Genomic DNA, 22,677 nt, shown 5'->3' with positions numbered 1-22,677 from the left:
ATTCATCATTCGCTTACCGGGGTGACTGTTTGGTCGGCTGATGTTTTCTATATAGAATATAACTTCTACCTACATAATTCAATGGCACACTCCAGACGTGAACGAGTCGAGTGAATGGCCACATTGCGAAAATAAGGAAGCCCGTTAAAACATGCAGTTTAAACGCAATCGGAACGGATGCCATATATGCGGCTTCTGGCTGGAAAATCAGTAACGATCTGAACCAGACCGAAATCGTATCACGGTAATCAAATCCCGGTGTCATCGTGTTGGTGATCAACGAGCTATATACACCGATGAAAACGATAAACAGTAAAAAGGTATTAACGATTAAATCGGATCTCGAGGACAACTTACGAACATTTTTCTTTGTGAAACGACGGGACGTAAGAATAATCATTCCAGCTAGCGTCATCACACCGAAGAATCCCCCGCCCCAAACCGCACCGATATGATACATATGGTCGCTAACACCCATTGCGCGCGTCCACTCTTTTGGAATTCCAAGTCCCGCCACATGACCTAAAATGACGGGGAAGATTCCGATGTGGAACAACAAACTACCAATCATCAATTGTTTCTTTTCAATAAATTCACTCGACTTCGCGGTCCAGCCGAATTGGTCGTTCTTATAGCGGAAAATATGTCCTACAATAAATACTGCGATACAGATGTAAGGAAAAATGACCCATAGAAATTGACTAGTCATTAGCGGAAACCTCCCGTTGAATACATGATTTACATGTTTCACGCAGTGCACGGATCAAATGTACCCATGGACTTTCATACTTTTCTAGTGCTTTCATTAAAAAGTATGAACCGTCCTCGATGACTGCGAGCAACATCGAAAAGCTCTGCTGCGCTCGCGGATCTCCCTTCCATTCAGCCGCATAAATAAATTCACACATTAACGGAAGCAAGTCGGATAGTTCTTCATCTGGCATTTCGAGCCCGAACATTTCGTATAACACTTTTAACTGTGCCAGCGTCTGACCACGCTCTTTTGAGTCTGCAAACTTCACATAGGTCATGAACAGCGTAGCGTCTTTTTGGAAATCGAATGTGTACGTGTACATCTCTTGTATTTCATCCAAACTGTACGTTTGCATCGTTTCCCAGTACAGCTGCAGGTCTTCGTAACCTGCAGCATCTTCCGTTACATACTCATTCCACATATCTGGATGAAACGTCAGCTTTTCCGGGTAGTTTAGTTGATGGGAGAAAAAGCCGAAGATATGCTTCTTATCATATAAGAGGTCGAGATTAATCACGCCAGATCCCCCCATAGAAATTCTCTTCATAGATTTCCTTGCCCGTTTTCACAGGAGCTGCTCCCGGAGTTACAGGTCCGCAACCGTCACACCCTCCGTCCGAGCCCATTACAGAGAATGAAGAATACGGATTTTGAGCTGGTGCTTGTTCACCGTAGGTACCCATGCCGTCGTACCCTGCTGAACCTTGGGAACGATAAACGTTCATTTGACTTTCTTTATGGGATGTCGGGATTACGAAACGATCTTCGTATTTCGCAATCGCAAGCAAACGATACATTTGTTTCGTCTGTTTGGCAGTCAATCCAACGCGCTCTAGTTTAGATTCGTCGAAGTCCTTGCCGGAAGAAACCGCACGCATATATGAGCGCATCATCGCCATACGTTGCAAGCCTCCCTTGACGATATCCACATCTCCAGCTGTTAGCATATTGGCTAAATACTGAAGCGGAATTCGCATTTCTTCAATAGCCGGGAAAATCATGTCCGGATTTTTGATGGAGTCTTTTCCTTCAAAGTAGTTCATGATCGGGCTAAGCGGTGGAACGTACCAAACCATTGGCAATGTCCGGTATTCCGGGTGCAACGGGAATGCTAGCTTGTACTCGATTGCTAATTTGTACACTGGCGAGTTTTGTGCTGCGTCAATCCAGTCTTCAGAAATGCCATCTTTGATTGCTTGTTCGATGATTTCAGGGTCATGTGGATCTAAGAACAAATCACATTGCGCTTGGTACAAGTCTTTCGGATCCGGTGTAGACGCGGCTTCTTGCACGCGGTCTGCGTCATAAAGCAAGACGCCTAGATAGCGGATTCGGCCTGTACATGTCTCGGAACAAACGGTCGGTAAACCGGATTCCACGCGCGGGAAACAGAATGTACATTTCTCCGCTTTATTCGTTTTCCAGTTAAAGTACACTTTCTTGTACGGACAACCGGTCATACAATAACGCCAGCCACGGCAGGCTTCTTGATCGACAAGAACGATTCCGTCTTCGTCACGCTTGTACATTGCGCCTGACGGACAAGAGGCTACACAACTTGGATTCAAGCAGTGTTCACATAGTCGTGGCAAGTACATCATGAATGCTTGTTCAAAGTTGAATTTGATTTCTTCTTCAATTTTCTCGATATTCGGGTCAGTCGGTCCTGTAATATGTGCGCCAGCTAACTGATCTTCCCAGTTCGGGCCCCACTCAGGATCCATGTATTCGCCTGTTATGACAGATTTTGCACGAGCAACCGGTGTATGTTCTTGATCCGGTGCGGACGTCAGTTTTTCATAGTCGTATGTCCATGGCTCATAGTAATCTTTCATTTCAGGCATATCCGGATTATAGAAGATTTTACCGAGTGCGATTTTCGACAGCTTGGAACCCGATTTTAGTTCCAACTTGCCCTTTCGCAACTGCCAGCCACCCTTATAGAGTTCCTGGTCTTCCCAGCGTTTCGGGTAGCCGATCCCCGGTTTCGTTTCTACGTTATTGAACCACATATACTCGGCACCTTCGCGGTTCGTCCATGTCGTTTTACACGTCACACTACATGTATGACACCCAATACACTTGTCTAAGTTCATTACCATTGCTACCTGCGCTTTAATTTTCAAGCCAGTTGACCTCCTTCATCTTACGGACTGCGACGTAGACATCACGTTGGTTACCGATCGGTCCGTAGTAGTTGAATCCATAACTGAGCTGTGCATAGCCGCCTACCATTTGAGTCGGCTTCATGTGAATTCGCGTCGGTGCATTATGGCTTCCTCCGCGTTGCTCGGTAATTTCCGAGCCGGGCATCTGAATATGCTTATCCTGTGCGTGGTACATGAACATCGTACCTTTAGGCATTCTGTGACTGACGACAGCACGTGCATTGACAACGCCGTTTCGGTTATACACTTCAAGCCACGCATTGTCGTCGATTCCATGTTCTTCTGCATCGAGATTCGATAGCCAGACAGTCGGACCTCCACGGAACAATGTCAGCATGTGCTGATTATCTTGATAAGTCGAGTGGATATTCCACTTACCGTGCGGTGTTAAGTAACGAAGAACGAGTGCATCTTGTCCACCTTTCACTTCTGCATCGCGGTCCGCAAAGACGAATGGCGGAAGCGTTGGTTTGTAGACTGGCAATGCTTCGCCGAATCCAAGGAATAATTCGTGATCAACGTAGAAATGCTGTCTTCCCGTCAATGTTCGGAATGGGACGAGACGTTCGATATTCGTCGTAAATGGCGAGTAGCGTCGACCTAATTTATTCGAACCACTGAAGACTGGTGTTGGAATGACTTCACGCGGTTGCGCGGTAATCCCCGCGAATGTGAATCGCTCTGCTGCGCGATCTGCTGATATATCTTTTAGTTCCATGCCCGTATCGTGCTCTGCCGCTTCAAACGCTTTTTGCGATACACGTCCGTTCGTTGCGGAAGACAGTGTCAACATCGCTTCTGCTGCGTGTTTCGCTGTGTACAATTTCGGCAAACCGTCTTTTACGGTATCGTCTTCGTACACACCGTTAATGCCTTTCATCATTTCGTACTCATCGGCTACCGAGAAGCTGACGCCGTGTGCGCCGGTTTTCCCTGTAGATAACAGTGGTCCGAGGGTAATGTATTTATCATAGATTTTTGTGAAGTCTCGTTCGACAATCGTCATGCCTGGCATTGTTTTCCCAGGAATGGCTTCAATTTCGCCTTTACTCCAGTCATGCACTTCGCCCATCGGCTGCGCAATTTCCTGAACGGAGTCATGTGCTAACGGAGATGTGACCAAGTCTTTGTAGACGCCCGGCAAATGCGTTTCCGCAAGTGTTGAGAATGTTTTCGCGATCTCGCGGTAAATATCCCAATCCGATTTTGATTCCCATAATGGATTGACTGCTGGGTTGAACGGATGGACGAATGGGTGCATGTCTGTTGAAGACAGATCCACTTTCTCATACCATGTCGCAGCTGGTAGCACGATATCTGCATAGAGCGGAGTCGCTGTCATACGGAAATCGAGTGCTACGAGTAGATCAAGCTTTCCTTCGACATCATCACGCCAAACCATTTCTTTCGGCTTCATATCTTCGTTCGGCGTTGCAAGCAAGCCGTCGGAAGCGCCGAGTAGGTGTCGCATGAAGTATTCCTGCCCTTTGGCAGAACTGGAGATCAAATTCGAACGCCAGACAAATAATGAACGCGGGAAGTTTTCCGGTGCACCTGGATCTTCTGCTGCAAATTGTAGTTCGCCTGATTTCAACTGGTCGACGACATGCGAAACGACTTCTTTCGTATCGGTCTTACCAAGCTTCGCTGCCTCTTCCACAAGCAATAAACTATTTTTATTGAACTGCGGATATGATGGCAACCAGCCGAGACGCGCTGCAAGTACGTTATAGTCTGCCGGGTGCTGGTATCGCGCTTCTCCGCCTAGTGGTGACATAAGTGTATCCGTTCCTGCTTCTTCGTACTTCCATTGATCGGTCGCAAAGTAGAAGAATGAAGTCGCGTTTTGCAGACGTGGCGGACCTTGCCAGTCTTTTGCGAAGGCAATCGTGCTCCAGCCTTCAATTGGACGACATTTCTCTTGCCCTACATAATGCGCCCAGCCTCCGCCGTTGACTCCTTGTGAAGCCGTTAGCGTGACGAGGTTGAGGATTGCACGGTAGATCGTGTCACTGTTAAACCAGTGATTGATTCCCGCTCCCATAATAATCATCGAACGGCCGCCTGTGTCGATCGCGTTTTGTGCGAACTCCATGGCGATTTGTGTAACGAGTTCCGGTTTAACGTTCGTGATCGCTTCCTGCCAAGCTGGTGTATAGATAGACGTCACGTCATCATAACCTGTCGCCTCTAACTCACTGCCGATTCGATTGACACCGTACTGACTCATCATGACATCGTACGTCGTCGCCACTAAACGCTCTGTGCCGTCTGCGAATTGTACCTTCATCGCAGGGATCGGGCGCTTGAATGTGCCGTTTCCTCGGTTATCAAAATACGGGAAATGAATTTCTTGCCATTTCTCAGCTTGCTTTTCAATAGATAATGCGGGCTCAACGCGTGTGCCATCTGCATTTTCCAGTTGCAAATTCCACTTGACGTCTTCTTCCCAGCGCTGCCCCATCGTGCCGTTCGGAACTATAATTTCATCTTTCGCTTCATCAAATAATACGGGTTTCCACTCAGCATGTGGTGACTGCTGTCCAAGATCGCTTGCACGCAAGAAACGTCCTGCTTTATACGAATCCTCATGCGGATCAAGTAGAATCAGGAACGGCATGTCCGTATATTGTTTGGCATAGTTTATAAATGTCGGTTCTTTACGTTTTTGATAGAATTCATCTAAAATAACGTGCGTCATCGCTTGGGCAACTGCCGCGTCCGTCCCTGGGTTCGCACCAATCCAATCGTCGGCATGCACTACGCTTTCCGCATAATCCGGCGCAACGGAAACGACTTTCGTTCCTTTATAACGAACTTCTGTCATGAAGTGCGCATCCGGTGTACGTGTGAGCGGAACATTCGAGCCCCACATAATAATGTAGCCCGCGTTAAACCAGTCACTTGATTCTGGAACGTCCGTCTGCTCACCCCAAATTTGTGGAGAGGACGGTGGAAGATCTGCATACCAGTCATAGAAACTGAGCATTTCGCCGCCGAGCAATGAAATGAAACGCGCGCCCGATGCATAACTGACCATCGACATCGCAGGAATCGGCGTGAATCCTGCCACGCGATCCGGACCGTATTTTTGTACCGTATAGATGAGTTGAGCAGCAATGAGCATCGTCGCATCACGCCAATGAATCCGGACGTGACCGCCTTTGCCGCGTGCTTTTTTGTATTCATTGGATTTCTCAGGATCTTCAACAATCGCTGTCCATGCTTTTACAGGATCTTTCGTTTCCTGCAATGCTTCGTTCCACATGCGCCACAGCTTGCCGCGTATATAAGGATATTTCACACGCAATGGACTGTATTCATACCAAGAAAATGAAGCGCCACGTGGACAACCACGCGGTTCGAATTCTGGCATATCAGGACCACAGGAAGGATAATCGATTTGCTGATTTTCCCATGTGATGATGCCGTTCTTGACGAAGACTTTCCAGCTACAAGAGCCTGTACAGTTTACGCCATGCGTCGTACGCACCACTTTGTCATGCGACCAGCGTTGACGGTACATGTTTTCCCAATCACGATTTTTCTCCTCCAGCACTGACCAACTTCCAGAATAACTCTCGACGGGTTTAAAATAATTCAATCCGAATCTTTTTTTCATCGAAATTTTCCACTCCTTCTCAGAATGTAGCAGTAAATGTATTAGACCTACTATTCTCCTTACCCTAAAATAAACTAAGTAGTCTGAATTTAAACTAAGGGAATTCCCTATTAATTACTATTAATCATAGGACTTTTCGTTCAATTCTCATAAAATATCTTTATATTATACAAGTATACGTGTTTCTACACTCGTTTCTATCAGGGAATTCCCTATTATCCCTTCGCAAATCCCTGGTTTTAATTTTAGCGTGAGGGAAAACACTCTATGCAAGCTTCTACATGCCATCTATAATTTTCATAATTTTTAGTATTTTTCTTGCGTGAGTGGGAAAATTAGTATAGTTCTCATAATATTATGTTGATTTTATTTATATAAATGATAGAATTATATACAAAATGAAAGGTAAGGTGGATGATACCGTGGCAAACGAATTAAATAAGGTACTTCGTTGTGAAGCACTGAAAGACAAGATTGTTACAGCAAAAGAAGCAGCGTCTTGGATCGAGGATGGAATGTCTCTAGGTCTGAGTGGATTTACTTTGTCTGGAGACGCAAAAGCGGTTCCATTGGCATTGGCAGAACGAGGAAAAACTGAAGATTTCAAAGTAAACGTTTTCACTGGCGCTTCAATGGGCCCGAACGTTGACGAATTGATGGCCAATGCAGATGTAATCAATTTACGTGTTCCTTATCAAGGCAACCCAGCAATGCGGGGCAAAATCAACTCAGGTGACTCATTCTACATCGATCAGCACCTTTCCCATACAGCTGAATGGATTCGCCAAGGCGTAATCGGACCAGTTGACTATGCAATCATCGAAGCAGCAGCTATTACAGAAGAAGGATATATCATCCCGACTGGTTCTGTTGGTAACTCTCCGATCTTCGTTCAAGAAGCGAAGCATGTCATCATCGAATTGAACGTTAACGCTCCTATGGAGTTTGAAGGCTTACATGACATCTATATCCCAGATGCTCAAAACCAACGTAGAGAAATCCCTATTTATAGTGCAACAGATAAAATCGGTACACCAGGTATCAAAGTAGACCCTGAAAAGGTTGTTGGAATCGTTCTTACAGAGCAAGGTGATATTCCTTCCCCTATCGTTCCTCCAGACGAAGAGACACAAGAGATTGCAAACAACTTGTTGAACTTCTTCCGTGACGAGATCAAATTGGGCCGTATGGATGAAACGCTAATGCCTCTTCAATCAGGTGTTGGTTCAGTTGCGAACGCAGTACTTGACGGCATGAGAAATTCCGAGTTTAAAGATATCGAAGTATATTCTGAAGTACTTCAAGACGCAATCTTCGACTTGATCGATGATGGTGTAGTGAAATTCGCTTCTGCCACTTCATTGACTCTATCTAAAAAGCGTTTGGACAGCTTCGAAGACGATATCGCCAAATACCGCGACAAGCTTGTATTCCGTCCACAAGAAATTTCAAACCACCCGGAAGTTATCCGTCGTTTGGGTATCATTTCATTCAACACAGCGCTTGAGCTAGACATCTACGGAAACGTGAACTCTACACATGTTAGCGGTACACGTATGATGAACGGTATCGGTGGATCTGGTGACTTCGCTCGTAACGCACGCATCGCGATTTTCGTTACGAAGTCTTACGCAAAAGGCGGAGACGTGTCATCTATCGTACCTTTCTCTTCTCACGTGGACCACACGGAGCACGACGTAGACGTAATTGTTACGGAACAAGGTTACGCGGATCTTCGCGGCTTGGCTCCAAGACAAAAAGCGGAGTTGTTGATCGAGAACTGTGCTCACCCAGACTTCAAGGAAGAGCTACGTGATTATTACAACAGAGCCGTTGAACAAGTTGGTGGACAAACTCCACACATCTTGGAAGAAGCTCTATCTTGGCACGTGAATCTTGGGAAGAACAAGACGATGCACAAGATTGCAGAAGCTCAGAAGTAATTTTATAGGTAGAACATGACCAAGCGGACTTCGATCCGCTTGGTTTTTTTGTGGTGTTTTTTGATTTGGTTTGGGTGGATGGATGTTGTAGGCGGATGCTTTGCCTGGCGGGGATTGAGCGGTTAGGTTGACGGGTTGAGCGGATTTCGAGATTGATTGAGCGGTTAAATGGATAGATAGAGCGTTTTCCGGGATTCTTTGAGCGGTTGGGGAAATTTATGAGCGGATAGCGTGGATGTATGAGCGTTTCCTTCTTCTGAAGTTCGATAGAGCACACGCCACGATGGACATTGAGCGGTTAGCTATGAACATAGAGCGAATGCCGGGATTCATTGAGCGGTTAAATGGATGGATAGAGCGTTTCCCCGCGTTCATTGAGCGCTTAGAGAAATGTATGAGCGGATAGCGCAGTAGTATGAGCGCCCAGCCATATGTATAAGCGTCTTCCCTTAAATAAAACGGTCCCCTCCCCCTTCCCACGCAACAAAAAGAGGAACCCATAACGGATTCCCCTCCCATCCTTACCTATTACAAATCATCAAAACCATTCAAATCACTAGTCTTCACATATTGACGGCTAGTTTGTTCGAAGAAATCCGTTTTCGTATCATCGAAGTTATCGACGTACGCGCGGATCCACTTCATGGGATTGTCCGTGAATTCTGGATAGATTTCGCTCAAGCCGAGCATGCGCAACATTTTGTTCGCCCGATACTTGACGTAGCCTTCCATCTCATCCAGCTCCAGGCCATCGATTCCTGCTAATACATAGCGGCTCCAGATGACTTCTTGCTCGACGGAGTGGCGGAATTGGTCATAGATCCATTCCGTGAATTCGTCTGTGTTATACTCTGGATTTTCTGCCAATGCTGCACGGAAGATGTCGCTGATTGCTTTACCATGCTGCAGTTCGTCACGGTTGATGTATGAAATCATTGTGGATGTGCCGACCATTTTTTGGTGACGCGCCAAGTTATAGAAAAATGCGAAGCCACTGTAGAAGAATAGGCCTTCCAATAATGTCGTGTAGACCATCGCTTTTAGAACCGTTTCGATTGTTGGGTTCTCCGCAAATTCATTGTAGACGTCTACAATTCGTTCATTTCGCTTCATTAGTACTTCGTCTGTACGCCCCATTTCAAAAGCTTCCATTTGCTTGTCCAAGTTTGTGACGGATGATAGTACGTACGCATAGCTATGGTTATGTTCGCTTTCCTGGTCTGCAATTGTGGCAAGGATCGACTTGACGGAAGGATCCGTTGTGAAGTCTGCGATTTTCATTGCAATGACCGTTTGTGGACCGTCGAGTGTAGCCAGTAGACCGATAATTTTCAGGAATGCGGATTGCTCTTCTTTCGTCAAGCTTGAGAACTGCTTGACGTCTTGTGTCATGTCCACTTCATTCGCTGTCCAGAAAAGGGAACGGATTCGCTGACGTAGTGTATAGAAATGAGGGTGCGCGATGTCGTTCCAGTTCAGGATGCCGCTTGCTTCCCCACCGAAAATAGCTGTTGCTTTATTCGGGTTTGCAGGATTTAATACTTTTACTCTTGTAAGTGTCTCCAATGTTCGAGCACTCCTTTCGTCCAATTCGTAACGGTTTGTTCTTGCATGCCGCGCGGGCTTTGTTCGATCTTCAATGGTTCAAAAGGTGAATGATAGAATTTTGCCAGCTTGTCTGCTGCTTTGCAAAATAAATCATCGCCACCAAACTGGGTATCCCCTGTGCCAAAGACGTAGACGAGCTCCGGTTTATAGCCGACGTCCGCCACGAAATCTTTGACTTCTTCCGGCGTTGCTCCTTTTTCCCATGTGAATGAACCGATGCACAACGCGTCGTATTCTTTAATATTCGGGATAATGCCGATGCCGATACGATAGGTATCGACGTCGACACCTTCATTTTGTAGACGTTCCGTAATCAATTCTGCTACTTCCTGCGTGTTGCCGCTCCAGGATGCATAGGCGATTAAGAATGACACCACTCGCACTCCTCAATCTCCGCTGCGGTTGAACGCATATAGTACGTCGTTTTCATGCCGGATTTCCATGCTTGCAAGTGCAGATCCAAAATAACAGAAGCACGGATGGAGTTCGGTACATAGATGTTGAATGAAATCGACTGATCGATGTGCTGCTGACGCGCGGCGTTTTGCTTGATAGACCAGCGCTGATCGACGATGTAAGCAGAACGACGGTAAATGTCATACGTATTGTGATCCAGATCCGGTGCAATAACCGGTAATTTATAGTCTTTCTTCTCTTCATGGTAGAATGGCTTGAATACTGGGTCGATCGACGCTGTTGAGCCTGCGATAACCGACGTCGAGCTGTTCGGTGCAACTGCCATCAAGTAGCCGTTACGCATACCGTTCATTGCCACGTCCATGCGAAGTTCACGCCATTTATTGGAATCGTATTCACGTTGCTCGAAGTATTCGCCCGTTTGCCAATCGGAACCATCAAACAATGGGTACGCGCCTTTTTCTTTTGATAATTCCATTGAAGCTTTAATTGTCAAATACGCAATATTCTCATATAACTCGTCTGCGAAACTCACCGCTTCGTCTGACTCCCACTGAATGTTTTTCAATGCGAGTAAATGGTGCCAACCAAATGTGCCGAGTCCAATTCCACGATAGCGTGCATTTGTGCGTTGGGCTTGTACAACTGGAATTTGGTTTTGATCGATAACGTTGTCCAGCATACGTACTTGAATTTTGATCAAACGGTCTAAAACGTCTGCTGTAACCGCTCTTCCCAGGTTGATCGATGATAGATTACATACAACGAAATCGCCTGGTTTTGTGCGTGTGACCACCATATCGTCTTCGAGTGTAACCGATTCATGTGTAGATGCTGACATATTTTGGAGTATTTCTGAGCATAAATTACTAGAGTAAATCATGCCTTCATGCTTGTTCGGGTTCATACGGTTTACTTCGTCGCGGTAGAACATGAATGGTGTTCCTGTCTCCAGCTGGCTACGTAGGATCCGTTTCATGATTTCAATCGCCGAAACCGTCTCTCTTGATAAATCTTCATTGCGAACACATTCTTCATACTTCTCGCGGAATGTTCCTTGCCCTTTAGTTTCATCATAGAAATCTTCCAATGAATAACCCATTTTCGTGCGGACTTCATGTGGATCGAATAAATGCCAGTCTTCACGGGACTCGACTTTCTCCATGAACAAGTCCGGCAAGCATACGCCTGTGAAAATGTCATGTGCGCGTAAACGGTCATCCCCGTTATTAAGCTTGAGGTCGAGGAACGTGAAGATGTCTTGATGCCATACGTCGAGATAAACGGCTACGGCACCTTGACGTTGACCGAGTTGATCGACACTGACTGCTGTGTTGTTCAGCTGTTTAATCCAAGGAAGAACACCGCTTGACGCACCCTCGAAACCACGGATCGATGCACCGCGAGAACGAACTTTCCCCATATAGACGCCGATACCGCCACCGAATTTCGACAAGTTCGCGATATCGGTGTTGCTGTTGTAAATCCCTTGCAGTGAATCATCTACTGTATCAATAAAGCAGCTCGATAGCTGACCGTGCATCTTGCCTGCGTTCGACAATGTAGGCGTCGCCACCGTCATGTACAAGTTGCTCATCGCCCAATACGCTTCGCCGACTTTATGAATACGGTCTACTGTTTCGTCTTGCATTAACGTCATCGCGATGATCAACCAGCGCTCTTGCGGAAGCTCTACGGACTGTTTCTTAAAGTTTACGGTTACGTAGCGGTCTACCAATGTTTTCAAACCGATATATGTGAATAATAGGTCACGAGAAGGGTCAAGTAGCTTACCAATTTCCTGAAGCTCGTCCTGGCTGTACTTTTCAGTCAAAACAGGTGTATATAAACCTTGTTCCACCAAGCGTTCTACATTTTTCGCAAAATCGGTATAGACATCCGCTCCACGCAATGCTTTTTGCTTTGCATAGACGTCGAATAAATAAATACGCGCCGCTACAAACGTCCAATACGCATTCGCTTCATCAATACGGCTTAAAGACTCCAGCACCATTGCGTTCGTCCACTCAGTTGCTGAGCTCGCGGGGTGACGCTCCTGGAATTTCTCACTCGCTTCGATCAACGGTTCTATTTGCTTCTTGCCGAATTCCTCTTGTAAGTTTTCCATCAATAAATTAAGTCCCACAGATTCTTGAATAATAGCCATTATATCCGCTCCCTTTAGTTAATTAATTCGGTTATGTACTAAATAAAAAAACTCCCGATAAATTCGGGAGTCGTCAATTGACGATTAGTAGATTGCGGAAAGTTTTAGGCAGACTGAAAAAAGACTGCTTTGTGCTTTCACTCTCCAACCCCGAAGAATGTTTTGCTGAGATGACTGGCAGGTCTACTGGCTGGCACATCGTTCTTCCATCTTTCCTTCCCGCCGTAGCAGTGGTTTTATAAGATAGTCGTCCGTGCCCTCAGTTGCGGGGGCAGCTCCGTTCATGGCGGATTCCCTTTTAAACGTGGTGGGTACCAATTCATCTAATTGCTGTTATACACTATATATAGTGTGTTGATTCATATATAACCCTAACATGTTGTGTTCAAACATGCAAAACAAAAATCGAACCGATGTTCAGAATCCTTCTTCTGAACTACGATTCGATTTTTCTTATTCAGTATTTTATAGTATATCAAACTTTTTACTTCTTGACTAAATTGTTTGTGTGAACGTTTTAATTAGATAGTGAAATTAGTGAGGAGAAGGGATTTCCGCTTCAGCAGGGGGACGCTTTCCGGAGGGCGTGGCCTGAGCCAAGCGAACAGCGAAGGGTTCGCTTTGCCGTATTTCTGTGTACTTTGCAGAAATTAAGGCACCTGTCCAGGGTCTCAGACTCACGCTGATCCTCCCGGAGTCGCCCCCTGCTTCCGCTACAATCCTACTTTCTAACGTAGACCACCTAGAAACTTCACTGTATTTTTAGTACCAGTTCAAAGTCTCAAGAACGTAAGGCCAGAGTTCACAACTTGAAAAGCCTGATATTATCTATCAATATCACAAACGATCTTCTGCTCTTTCAGCTGTTTCTTCCCAACATTCTGCGCCTTTTAGGCCAGGGATGCTGGCTGATTTGAAGACGGGGTTTCTGCCGGCTTTTCGTTGTTTGGTGAAGTCGTCGAGTACCTTGAAGGCGATTTTGCCTAGGAGTAGAATGACGACTAGGTTGATGATGGCCATTAGTCCCATGAATAGGTCGGCCATGTCCCAGACTATTTGTACTTTTGCAACGGCTCCGAAAAAGACCATGGCGAGTACGAGTACTTGGTAGATTCGTTTCCACATGACGTTGGCGTTGATGAATTCGATGTTCGTTTCACCATAATAGTAGTTACCGATGATGGAACTGAAGGCGAAGAACATGATAGCGACAGCGATGAAGTATGGTGCCCATGCGCCTACGTGTACTTCCATGGATGCTTGTGTCAATAAGATACCGTTTGTTTCGCCTGATTGGTACAAGCCACCAAGTAAGATAATGAAGGCAGTTGCCGAACAGATGATGATGGTATCGAAAAATACTCCTAATGATTGTACTAGTCCTTGTTTTGCTGGGTGCGATACGTTCGCTGTGGCTGCTGCGTTTGGCACACTACCCATACCTGCTTCATTGGAGAACAGACCTCGGCGTACACCTTGCATCATAGCCATACCGATTCCGCCACCCATGATTTCTTTAATACCGAATGCGTGCTCAACAATTAATGCGATCATCGCCGGAACTTCTGTGATGTTTAATATCACAATATACAATGCCACGATAATATAAAATGTTGCCATTACAGGAACGATTGTCTGTGTTACTTTAACAATACGTTGCACACCGCCAAAGACGATCACTGCCGTCAGGACAATTAGTCCAACTCCTACAGCCCAATGTGGAATGCCGAATACATCCGTGAACGATTGACTGATTGTGTTCGATTGCACTGCGTTAAAAATAAATCCAAAACACATCGTCAATAAAATCGCGAAGACAATTCCAAGTTTCCGCCAGCCGAGTGCTTTTTGCATGTAATATGCGGGCCCTCCGCGGAAAGTATCACCGTCTTTCACTTTATATACTTGCGCCAATGTACTTTCAATGAATGCTGTCGCCATCCCAATGATTGCGATAACCCACATCCAAAATACTGCACCAGGTCCACCGATTCCGATCGCAAGGGCTACCCCTGCTACGTTACCAGTTCCTACGCGTGATGCGGCACTGATTGTGAATGCTTGGAACGGAGATACCCCGTCATTGCTATCTTTCTTCTCTACAATCAGACGGAACATCTCACGAAATAAGCGTACTTGAACAAATTTCGTGCGAATCGTGAAATATAAACCTGTTGCCAATAAAAGTGCAATTAAAACATATGTCCAAATGAAATTATTCGCCGGCCCTACAAGCCAGTCGATCGCATCTTGAAACATCTGACCACCTCCTCGTGTATTCTATACCCTACTCGCCCATTTACTATGCTTGGCATAATAAAAAACTATTTTCTACTTTGCAAAACTGCAGACGTTTTATTCTCCAATAAACTTGCTGCGTTAGCCATCAATTCGGCCAATGACTTCTCTCCGGCATCCAACGCATGCAATTCAGAGAACCACCCGAGCAGCTCTTGACGTGCCGCTTCATCAATAGTCCCTGAAATGACTAGGACCGGAACACCCTCTGCTTTCGCAAGCTTCGCAATGCCCATTAATGCTTTGCCGGCAAGCGTTTGTCGATCCGTCTTCCCTTCACCTGTCAGAATAAGGTCTGCAGACGATAGATGCTTTGCAAAATCTATCGCCTCAAGCACGACACCGATTCCACTTTCTAGACGTGCATCGCAATAGGCAATTAATGCACCCGCACTTCCACCTGCTGCGCCCGCTCCGTGCAGCTCATGCAAACGTACGCCTGTCACTCTTTCAGTCTCATCCGCAAAATGCTCCAATCCTTCATCCAAATCCAAGACCATTTCCGGATTCGCTCCTTTTTGCGGACCGAAAATAACCGACGCTCCTTGCTCTCCGACGAACGGATTTTCCACGTCAGACGCGATGCGAATGTCCGCCTCCAACAACCGCTTATCCAGTTTCGATATATCGATTTCGTCGAATACAGAAAGCGTAGTGCCATTCATTTCTAACGGCCACCCGGCTGCTTTAAATTTCACTCCAAGAGCTTCAAGCAGACCTGCGCCTCCATCATTCGTCGCACTGCCCCCAAGCCCGATGATCAATTTACGATATCCTTGGTCGAGCGCATGGAGGATCAATTGCCCTGTACCATATGTAGACGCTTTCATCGGGTCGAGTTCTTTTTTCTCGAGCAACATCAATCCGGATGCCTGGGCCATTTCAATAACCGCCGTCTCTCCGTCACCAAGCACACCTAGATGTGCATCGATTACTCGACCAAGCGGATCTCGCACAGATACCGTTTCGATTGTCCCACCAGTAGACGAAATCAGTGCATCGAGCGTCCCTTCACCTCCGTCTGCAACAGGTAAACGTATGATTTCTGCTTGCGGAAACACTTTTTTCACTCCATTAGATAGAGCGTTGGTCGCTTCTTCCGCACTCAAACTCCCCTTAAATGCATCAGGCGAAATGACAATTTTCACGGCTCACACTCCCTTTACTCGTATTCTAGCAGATTTTGCGGGAAAAGTTACCGTTAAATAGTGGATGATTAAAGTATTTTTATAATGAATGCCTTTAGGGATCTTGTTTTGTTGGGGTGTATTTGCTTTAAGGGGGAGCTTATTCGCTCTATGTGAGTCTGTATCCGCTCTATTGGGACGTAGCTTCGCTCATAGTTGGCAGTTAACCGCTCTATCAGGATGGGTTCACGCTCAATGTCAACCTGGATACGCTCATACTTCGAGGGCCAGCGCTCTAAACAAGGCTACGTAGTGTCGCCGCTCTATGAACTCACGCATCCGCTCTATCAAACCGTCGTTCCGCTCATAGTTTGCTGTAAACCGCTCTATCACAATGTGGTCCCGCTCAATGTCAACCTGGATACGCTCATACTTCGAGGGCCAGCGCTCTAAACAAGGCTACGTAGTGTCGCACCGCTCTATGAACTCACACATCCGCTCTATCAAACCGTCGTTCCGCTCATAGTTTGCTGTAAACCGCTCTATCACAATGTATTCCCGCCCAATGTCAACCTAAATCCGCTCATACTTCGAAGCAAAGCGCTCTATCAAGCCACGTAACCGCTCAATCGGACTACATATCCGCTCTATGAGCCTGCCCACAACACCCATCAATGTATTAATCCCCCCATCCTTAGGGAACACTACGTACGTGAGGAAAGGAGCAGTAAATATGGTGGTCATGAAAGTGGAAAATTGGGCGAATCGAAAAACATATCAAAAGAGAAATCTCTGGGCGGGCATATTATTTGGGCTCGGATTTGTGGCGTTTTTGGATGAGACACTGTTTCATCAGCTGCTGCATTGGCACAAGTTTTATGATAAATCTACTGTGGCGGTCGGCTTGGTGTCGGATGGTTTGTTTCATGCGTTCAGCTGGTTTGCGACGGTGGGCGCGTTGTTTATGGTAGCGGATTTGCGTAGGAGGAATGCGTTATGGCATAAGATGTTCTGGGGTGGTAAGTTGCTGGGTGGCGGCGCGTTCCAATTGTATGACGGGACCATTCAACATAAGGTCATGCGCATTCATCAGATTCGTTATCATGTAGATATCGTTCCGTATGATGTCGTGTGGAACGGTGCTGCGATTGTGATGATTGCGGCGGGTCTGTTGTTAATCAAGTCAGCGCACCAAGATGCCCGATCGGCGGACAGGCTGGTGCTTCATGCCACATGATGCTTTTCTCAGTGCAACCGATTGGCTGTTTGGGACGCTTGCGGTGTTGGCCATTCTGTTATACGGGGTTGCGGTATTTTACTCCAATCGGCAAAGACGTTTGCGAAAATGGCCATACAAACGGAGCGTGTTGTGGATCGCAGGCGTACTCGCTTCAGTAAGCGCTGTTGTCGGACCCCTTGCCGAACTGTCGCATGCTCATTTTGCCTGGCATATGTTGGGCCATCTCTTGCTCGGCATGCTCGGTCCCCTACTATTGGCGCTCGCTGCTCCTATGACGTTAGCGCTGCGGACACTTCCCGTTCGGCAGGCTAGGAAGGTAAGCCACTTGCTAAAAAGCCGACTCGCGGGGTTTTATACACATCCCGTCATTGCTTCCATTTTGAACATCGGCGGGCTTTGGTTGTTATACACGACGGGTTTGTTTGCGGCCATGCACCACCACCTCTGGCTGCATATCGTGATCCATATACACGTGTTTGTTGCGGGTTATCTATTTACGATTTCTCTGTTATACATTGATCCCGTATCTCGCCGCTATAGTTTCCGCTACCGTACGACAGTCTTTATTGTAGCTCTTGCGGGACACGGTATTTTATCCAAATTACTATACGCTTATCCGCCTGCCGGAGTGCCGATTGAAGAGGCGCGGGCAGGAGCGATGCTGATGTATTACGGTGGCGATGCGGTGGATCTCGTGATCATCATTCTATTGTTTAGCAGCTGGTATCACTCGACCAAACGTCAACATAATCACGTTACATCTACTCCCACCAGTCAGGCGTATGCAAATGAAACAATACAAAACGCACCCGCTAGCTAATGGGTGCGTTTTTGTATCAAGCCATTCATCTCGTTATTCCTATACAACCGTCATAATCGTCCCTTGGGCAGTGGCACAAATCTTCTCTTCTCCATCCTTGACGGCAAAAACATCACAGCGACAGACGGCTTGACGTTTACCTGCAGAAATAACTGTCGCCCGGGCAATTATTTTTTCACCTATTGCGGGCCGTACATAGTTGATTTTGTATTCAGCGGTCAATACGTTCGGACCTAGAACGGAACCACCGACAAAAGTCAACGCGTTATCCGCTGCATAACCAATAACCCCACCGTGTACAAAGCCATGTTGCTGTAGTACATGTTCCGTGATGGGAACTTCCAAAACTACTTCCCCTGCAGTAAACTCCGTCAATTTCGTTCCCAATAGCTTGCTGAAAGATTGAGCTTCTAGCGCTTGTTTGCCAATATGAAAAATTTCATTTTGTGTCATGTGATCGTCCTCTCCTTATCGAATGATGTTCATCATTTTCATACTCTGCTATCTATTCACTGTTACGATCTCGGTGCAAACAATATGACGGACACGCCAATTAGGCAAATACCCGCCCCTAGGAAATCGTACAAATCAGGAGTTTTTTTATCAATTCCCCATCCCCATAAAACGGATAGAAAGACGAACACACCTCCGTACGCCGCATACACTCTGCCAAAAGTCGGGAATGTTTGGAATGTGACCACTACGCCATATAAAATTAAGGCAATACCGCCAAATAATCCGAACATCGCGGATTTTCCTTCGCGCAACCATTGCCAAATCAAATAGCCTCCACCGATTTCAGCCAAGCCGGCCAGCAGAAATATCACCACTACCTTTAACATCAGTAAACCTCCATTTACTCACTTCTTGTAACCAAGCTTGAACTACAGTCCTAGCCATGTAATATGTAAACACCAAATGGATTATATAAGATCTTTTCTTGAAAACTAGTACTCACTATAGCATAATTCTGACAATTTAAATATAAGCTTGATTTCATTTTGAGCAGATTACTTAGCATGGAGTTAATTAAAAAAACTGCCACTCCCTCAATGTGAAGAAGTGGCGGAGTTCATACGATATAAGGCGTACTTATTTCGCCAAAGCTATCTCAATATGCGCTAAATGATGTTCTTCATGCCAAGCCAGCTTCGGAACTTTTTTTGCTACTTTGATCTCACCGTTTACTTGATGGATAAATGTTCGGTGCAGTTGTGCTTCCGTCAGACTATTGCCTAATGCTACAATACGCTCATTAATCCCTTCTAGCATTCTAATGGAAGGCTCAACCGGTAGCTCAGTGTCAGGTAGTAAAGCCCACTTCTTTTGGTCAAAGTCGGGTGCTGTTGGATTGTCGCCTGTTAACGCAAGCTTTAATCGCTGATACATAGTCAACTGCGAGTCAGCAATATGATGCACCAATTGACGAACGGTCCACGCACCTTCGCGATACGTTTTATTTAACTCTTTGTCATTCAATGAATCTACAGTTTCCCTCAGTCGAGTAGTATAGCTAGCAATTTCTTGTAACCTCTGTTGAACATCTTCCAACGTCACATGTTCTGGAACGTGTAATTCTCCGATCGGAAATCGACTATCCATGACAAATCCCCCCTTTTCATTACTTCATTATCTCATAAATTATCTAATTATTCTATCTATTAAACAATAGAAATAGCAACATCATGTATTTTTGAAAATTTTACTGAATGCATTGACTCTAACGTTACGTCACACTTTATACTACATAGTATAAGGAGGTGTTCAGGATGAGAATGAAGGTAAAGCAAGTCGCGGAGTTAGTTGGTATTAGTGTGCGCACGCTTCATCACTACGACGAAATCGGATTACTAACACCCGAGGAGACGACAGACGTGGGCTATCGCTATTACTCCGAACAGAACCTCGAGACTTTGCAGCAAATACTCTTTTTCAAAGAACTGGACTTTCCGTTGAAAGAAATAAAGGTAATTCTCAGTGATCCGTCATTTGATCGCCAGCAAGCTCTTCAACTGCATCGAAAACTATTGCTCGAGAAGCGCGAACGAATCGATCAAATGATTGCGACAATCGATAAAACCACACAATATGTAAAAGGAGAGATTCACATGTCGAACGAAGAGAAATTTAAAGGATTTAATTTTAGTCATAACCCATATGAAGAAGAAGCGCGAAAATTATGGGGAGCAAAAGCGGTCGAACAATCAAACACTTCATTCAAGAATAACGCAGTCAGGGAAAAGATGAATGACATCTATCGTAAATTGGCTGATCTCAGAAACACTCCACCTGAATCCACGGAAGCACAAACAGCTATTTCGGAATGGTATGAGTTTTTGAATACGCAAACAGGCCATCATTACACATTGGAGGCATTCAAAGGTTTGGGACAAATGTACGTAGCTGACGAACGCTTCACGACGAATATCGATCAATTCGGTGATGGTTTGGCCCAATTTATGTGTGAAACCATGACGTTCTTCGCAGATAATAATGAAAAATAAACATCCGCTTGCATAACGTATAGTACTCCATAAAAAAAGGGCTCCCCCACGACAATTCGGGTAGCCCTCTTTTCTATCTAGTTACCTTCTTTTCTGTGCTGTTTTCATAATATAACTTACGATGATGACAAAAATCAGCGCCCCTACAATAGCCGGTACGACATAAAAGTCACCTAAGCGCGGTCCCCAACTGCCAAATAAATTTCCACCAATCCACGCACCTATAATTCCTGTAATAATATTTCCAACAATACCGCCTGGAACACTTTTGCCAATGATTAAGCTAGCAAACCAGCCAATCACACCGCCAATTATTAAATATAAAAGGATACTCATTTCACACACCCCTTCTCCTATTTTTACACGTATTTAACACTCTATTTCCGAACATCCTAATGAAGTGATCGAATTCTACCCTTATTCATAATCTATTCCTAATTACAGTATAGTATTCCTCAAATAAAATTCTGTGTAGGTGCATGTATGCAAAAATTACCGCTCGTACGTTCCGGTGGTCGAGGATGATATAATGTACTACAGTACTAAATATACGCAGTTAGAACTGGAGGTTATAACCGTATGCGATCCTTTCATTTCAATGGCAGTCGAATAGTGAAAACGGGGATAGCCATCTTTTTGACGGCGATTATTTGTGAATGGTTTAATTGGCCACCAGTATTTGCTGTGATCACGGCGATTGTGACGATTGAGCCCACTGTCAGTGATTCCATTAAAAAAGGGCTTATTCGATTTCCCGCATCGGCTATCGGTTCTGCATTCGCCGTATTCTTTATCACGCTTTTCGGTAATTCCCCGATTACCTATACATTAGCAGCGGTGGCCACCATTTTAGTCTGTTACCGATTAAACTTGCATGCCGGCCTACTCGTTGCCACATTGACAGCGGTCGCCATGGTCGAAGTTATTCACAGCAACTACTTATTTGCTTTTTTCATTCGACTCGGTACGACTACCATTGGTTTGCTCGTGTCCACCGGAGTGAATATGTTGGTCTTCCCGCCTAACTACAGAAGGGATATTGTAGAAAACATCCAACGTATTAGTGAGCGAGCAGGAACTATAATGGAGCGCACATTCCGAACGATTTTATATGACGCACACACAAACCGTCGAGATGAGCTAGAAACCATCAAGCAACTGACGAAAGAAATTAGGAAAACGGAAACATTGATTCATTTTCAACGTAATGAATCCAAATTGTATCCGTGGTTCAGAGGGAAAGAAAAAGAACTGCTCATGGCAGAAAAGCAGCTATTATTTTTACATAATCTCGAATTTCATCTCGGCGCTTTACTCAATATACCGGAACAACATATTTCTTGGACTTCGGCGGAACGCGATCGAATCATGCACGCTGTAACGGAGCTTGCCGACGACTTAAAGCATTCCATTGACTACAATCCGAAGAAGCATGAGTCGCAATTAATAAACGTTACCGACCTATTCTGGGACGACAATAAAGAAATCACCAATAGTGAGGAAAGGCATCCAAGTCAATTCCCACCAGAGTTTGTCGTTTTGTATGAACTCATCACCATTTATAACTTAGTGGATCAATTTTACGAACCTTCTAGTGTGAAATTAACGCCTGATGCTGAAGATTAAAGATATCTTTACCTGACCAACGGGTTCGGTTGATGGGGAGAGAAATGATAATTACAAGTCAAACAACAACCGATTTAGCGTATGTTTTATAGATGAATTAACAGTAGAAAAAGCACGGACTATTACGCCTGTGCTTTTTAACTTATCGTATTTTATAATATAAGTTCGTATCACTTATTCTACAATCGCCCCCTAGAAAGATCAGCTTTTGAACCCGTTGATCTGCGCTGCAGCCGGACGCGTTCTGGAGGGCGGGCGGTGAACCACACTCCTCGCTTCGCTCGCTAGGTGTTTCACCTGTCCCGCTGATCCTCCCAGAGCCATTCCTGTCTGGTCAGTGAGGCCCTATTGAAAAAGAAAAGTCCCCTTGTTATCATTCAGGG

General features: G+C 45.4%; 18 protein-coding genes and 1 riboswitch. Of the genes, 5 read left to right on the top strand and 13 right to left on the bottom strand.

The window, feature by feature from the left end:
- Positions 1–13: 13 nt before the first annotated feature.
- Genes narI through CSV72_RS11100 form a run of 4 tightly spaced genes read right to left on the bottom strand, consistent with a single transcriptional unit; the run spans position 14 to position 6,544 of the window.
- On the bottom strand, positions 14–709 hold the full coding sequence (gene narI / locus CSV72_RS11115; RefSeq protein WP_099678393.1) for a respiratory nitrate reductase subunit gamma: 696 nt from the start codon (positions 707–709) through the stop codon (positions 14–16).
- Positions 702–1,271, bottom strand: a complete 570-nt coding sequence (gene narJ / locus CSV72_RS11110; protein ID WP_099678392.1) for a nitrate reductase molybdenum cofactor assembly chaperone — start codon at positions 1,269–1,271, stop codon at positions 702–704. The genes narI and narJ overlap by 8 nt, the downstream gene beginning before the upstream one ends.
- A complete protein-coding gene (gene narH / locus CSV72_RS11105) occupies positions 1,264–2,880 on the bottom strand; it encodes a nitrate reductase subunit beta (protein WP_099635074.1) in 1,617 nt (538 codons plus the stop codon). The genes narJ and narH overlap by 8 nt, the downstream gene beginning before the upstream one ends.
- Positions 2,870–6,544: a nitrate reductase subunit alpha gene (locus CSV72_RS11100; protein ID WP_099678391.1), complete on the bottom strand. Its 3,675-nt coding sequence runs from the start codon at positions 6,542–6,544 to the stop codon at positions 2,870–2,872. Before CSV72_RS11100 ends, narH begins: the two co-directional genes overlap by 11 nt.
- A gap of 422 nt (positions 6,545–6,966) precedes the next feature.
- Here CSV72_RS11100 and CSV72_RS11095 point away from each other — a divergent pair, with 422 nt between their 5' ends.
- The gene (locus tag CSV72_RS11095; protein WP_099678390.1) at positions 6,967–8,487 is read left to right on the top strand and encodes a succinyl-CoA:acetate CoA-transferase ScpC; all 1,521 of its coding nucleotides are present in this window, start codon (positions 6,967–6,969) and stop codon (positions 8,485–8,487) included.
- Between the two features lie 528 nt (positions 8,488–9,015).
- Here CSV72_RS11095 and CSV72_RS11090 read toward each other — a convergent pair.
- The 5 genes from CSV72_RS11090 to CSV72_RS11070 form a co-directional block, all read right to left on the bottom strand.
- On the bottom strand, positions 9,016–10,053 hold the full coding sequence (locus CSV72_RS11090; protein WP_099678389.1) for a ribonucleotide-diphosphate reductase subunit beta: 1,038 nt from the start codon (positions 10,051–10,053) through the stop codon (positions 9,016–9,018).
- Entirely contained in the window at positions 10,032–10,469 is a 438-nt protein-coding gene (locus tag CSV72_RS11085; RefSeq protein ID WP_099678388.1) for a flavodoxin, read from the bottom strand. Before CSV72_RS11085 ends, CSV72_RS11090 begins: the two co-directional genes overlap by 22 nt.
- Positions 10,457–12,679 (bottom strand): ribonucleoside-diphosphate reductase subunit alpha, encoded by a 2,223-nt coding sequence (locus tag CSV72_RS11080; protein ID WP_099678387.1) that lies wholly within the window; start codon positions 12,677–12,679, stop codon positions 10,457–10,459. The genes CSV72_RS11085 and CSV72_RS11080 overlap by 13 nt, the downstream gene beginning before the upstream one ends.
- A gap of 159 nt (positions 12,680–12,838) precedes the next feature.
- Positions 12,839–13,014, bottom strand: a riboswitch (cobalamin riboswitch).
- A gap of 502 nt (positions 13,015–13,516) precedes the next feature.
- A complete protein-coding gene (locus CSV72_RS11075; RefSeq protein WP_099678386.1) occupies positions 13,517–14,938 on the bottom strand; it encodes an alanine/glycine:cation symporter family protein in 1,422 nt (473 codons plus the stop codon).
- Between the two features lie 65 nt (positions 14,939–15,003).
- Positions 15,004–16,125: a glycerate kinase gene (locus CSV72_RS11070; RefSeq protein ID WP_099678385.1), complete on the bottom strand. Its 1,122-nt coding sequence runs from the start codon at positions 16,123–16,125 to the stop codon at positions 15,004–15,006.
- Between the two features lie 715 nt (positions 16,126–16,840).
- Here CSV72_RS11070 and CSV72_RS11065 point away from each other — a divergent pair.
- Positions 16,841–17,341, top strand: coding sequence for a DUF2243 domain-containing protein (locus tag CSV72_RS11065; RefSeq protein ID WP_369802910.1), 501 nt, complete (start codon positions 16,841–16,843; stop codon positions 17,339–17,341).
- The gene (locus tag CSV72_RS11060; protein ID WP_369802908.1) at positions 17,301–18,164 is read left to right on the top strand and encodes a cytochrome c oxidase assembly protein; all 864 of its coding nucleotides are present in this window, start codon (positions 17,301–17,303) and stop codon (positions 18,162–18,164) included. The genes CSV72_RS11065 and CSV72_RS11060 overlap by 41 nt, the downstream gene beginning before the upstream one ends.
- A 39-nt stretch (positions 18,165–18,203) precedes the next feature.
- Here the strand turns inward: CSV72_RS11060 and CSV72_RS11055 are convergent, their stop codons facing one another.
- The 3 genes from CSV72_RS11055 to CSV72_RS11045 all read right to left on the bottom strand — a co-directional run bounded on the left by CSV72_RS11055 (position 18,204) and on the right by CSV72_RS11045 (position 19,766).
- Positions 18,204–18,617 carry a PaaI family thioesterase gene (locus CSV72_RS11055; protein WP_099678382.1) on the bottom strand — a complete coding sequence of 138 codons (414 nt, stop codon included), beginning with the start codon at positions 18,615–18,617 and terminating at the stop codon, positions 18,204–18,206.
- A 62-nt stretch (positions 18,618–18,679) separates the two neighbouring features.
- Entirely contained in the window at positions 18,680–19,006 is a 327-nt protein-coding gene (locus CSV72_RS11050) for a YnfA family protein (RefSeq protein ID WP_099678381.1), read from the bottom strand.
- A 250-nt stretch (positions 19,007–19,256) separates the two neighbouring features.
- A complete protein-coding gene (locus CSV72_RS11045; RefSeq protein WP_099678380.1) occupies positions 19,257–19,766 on the bottom strand; it encodes a YfiT family bacillithiol transferase in 510 nt (169 codons plus the stop codon).
- Between the two features lie 167 nt (positions 19,767–19,933).
- On the opposite strand from CSV72_RS11045, the gene CSV72_RS11040 reads away from it, so the two are divergent.
- A complete protein-coding gene (locus CSV72_RS11040) occupies positions 19,934–20,668 on the top strand; it encodes a MerR family transcriptional regulator (RefSeq protein WP_099678379.1) in 735 nt (244 codons plus the stop codon).
- An 81-nt stretch (positions 20,669–20,749) separates the two neighbouring features.
- Here the strand turns inward: CSV72_RS11040 and CSV72_RS11035 are convergent, their stop codons facing one another.
- Complete coding sequence (locus CSV72_RS11035) at positions 20,750–21,004, bottom strand: GlsB/YeaQ/YmgE family stress response membrane protein (protein WP_099678378.1); 255 nt, start codon at positions 21,002–21,004, stop codon at positions 20,750–20,752.
- A gap of 243 nt (positions 21,005–21,247) precedes the next feature.
- Between CSV72_RS11035 and CSV72_RS11030 the strand changes: the two genes are divergently transcribed.
- Positions 21,248–22,294 carry an FUSC family protein gene (locus tag CSV72_RS11030; RefSeq protein ID WP_099678377.1) on the top strand — a complete coding sequence of 349 codons (1,047 nt, stop codon included), beginning with the start codon at positions 21,248–21,250 and terminating at the stop codon, positions 22,292–22,294.
- The last annotated feature ends 383 nt before the right edge of the window (positions 22,295–22,677 follow it).

This window comes from Sporosarcina sp. P20a (assembly GCF_002743175.1).
GTDB lineage: Bacteria > Bacillota > Bacilli > Bacillales_A > Planococcaceae > Sporosarcina.
This window is presented reverse-complemented; position numbering and strand designations above follow the sequence as displayed.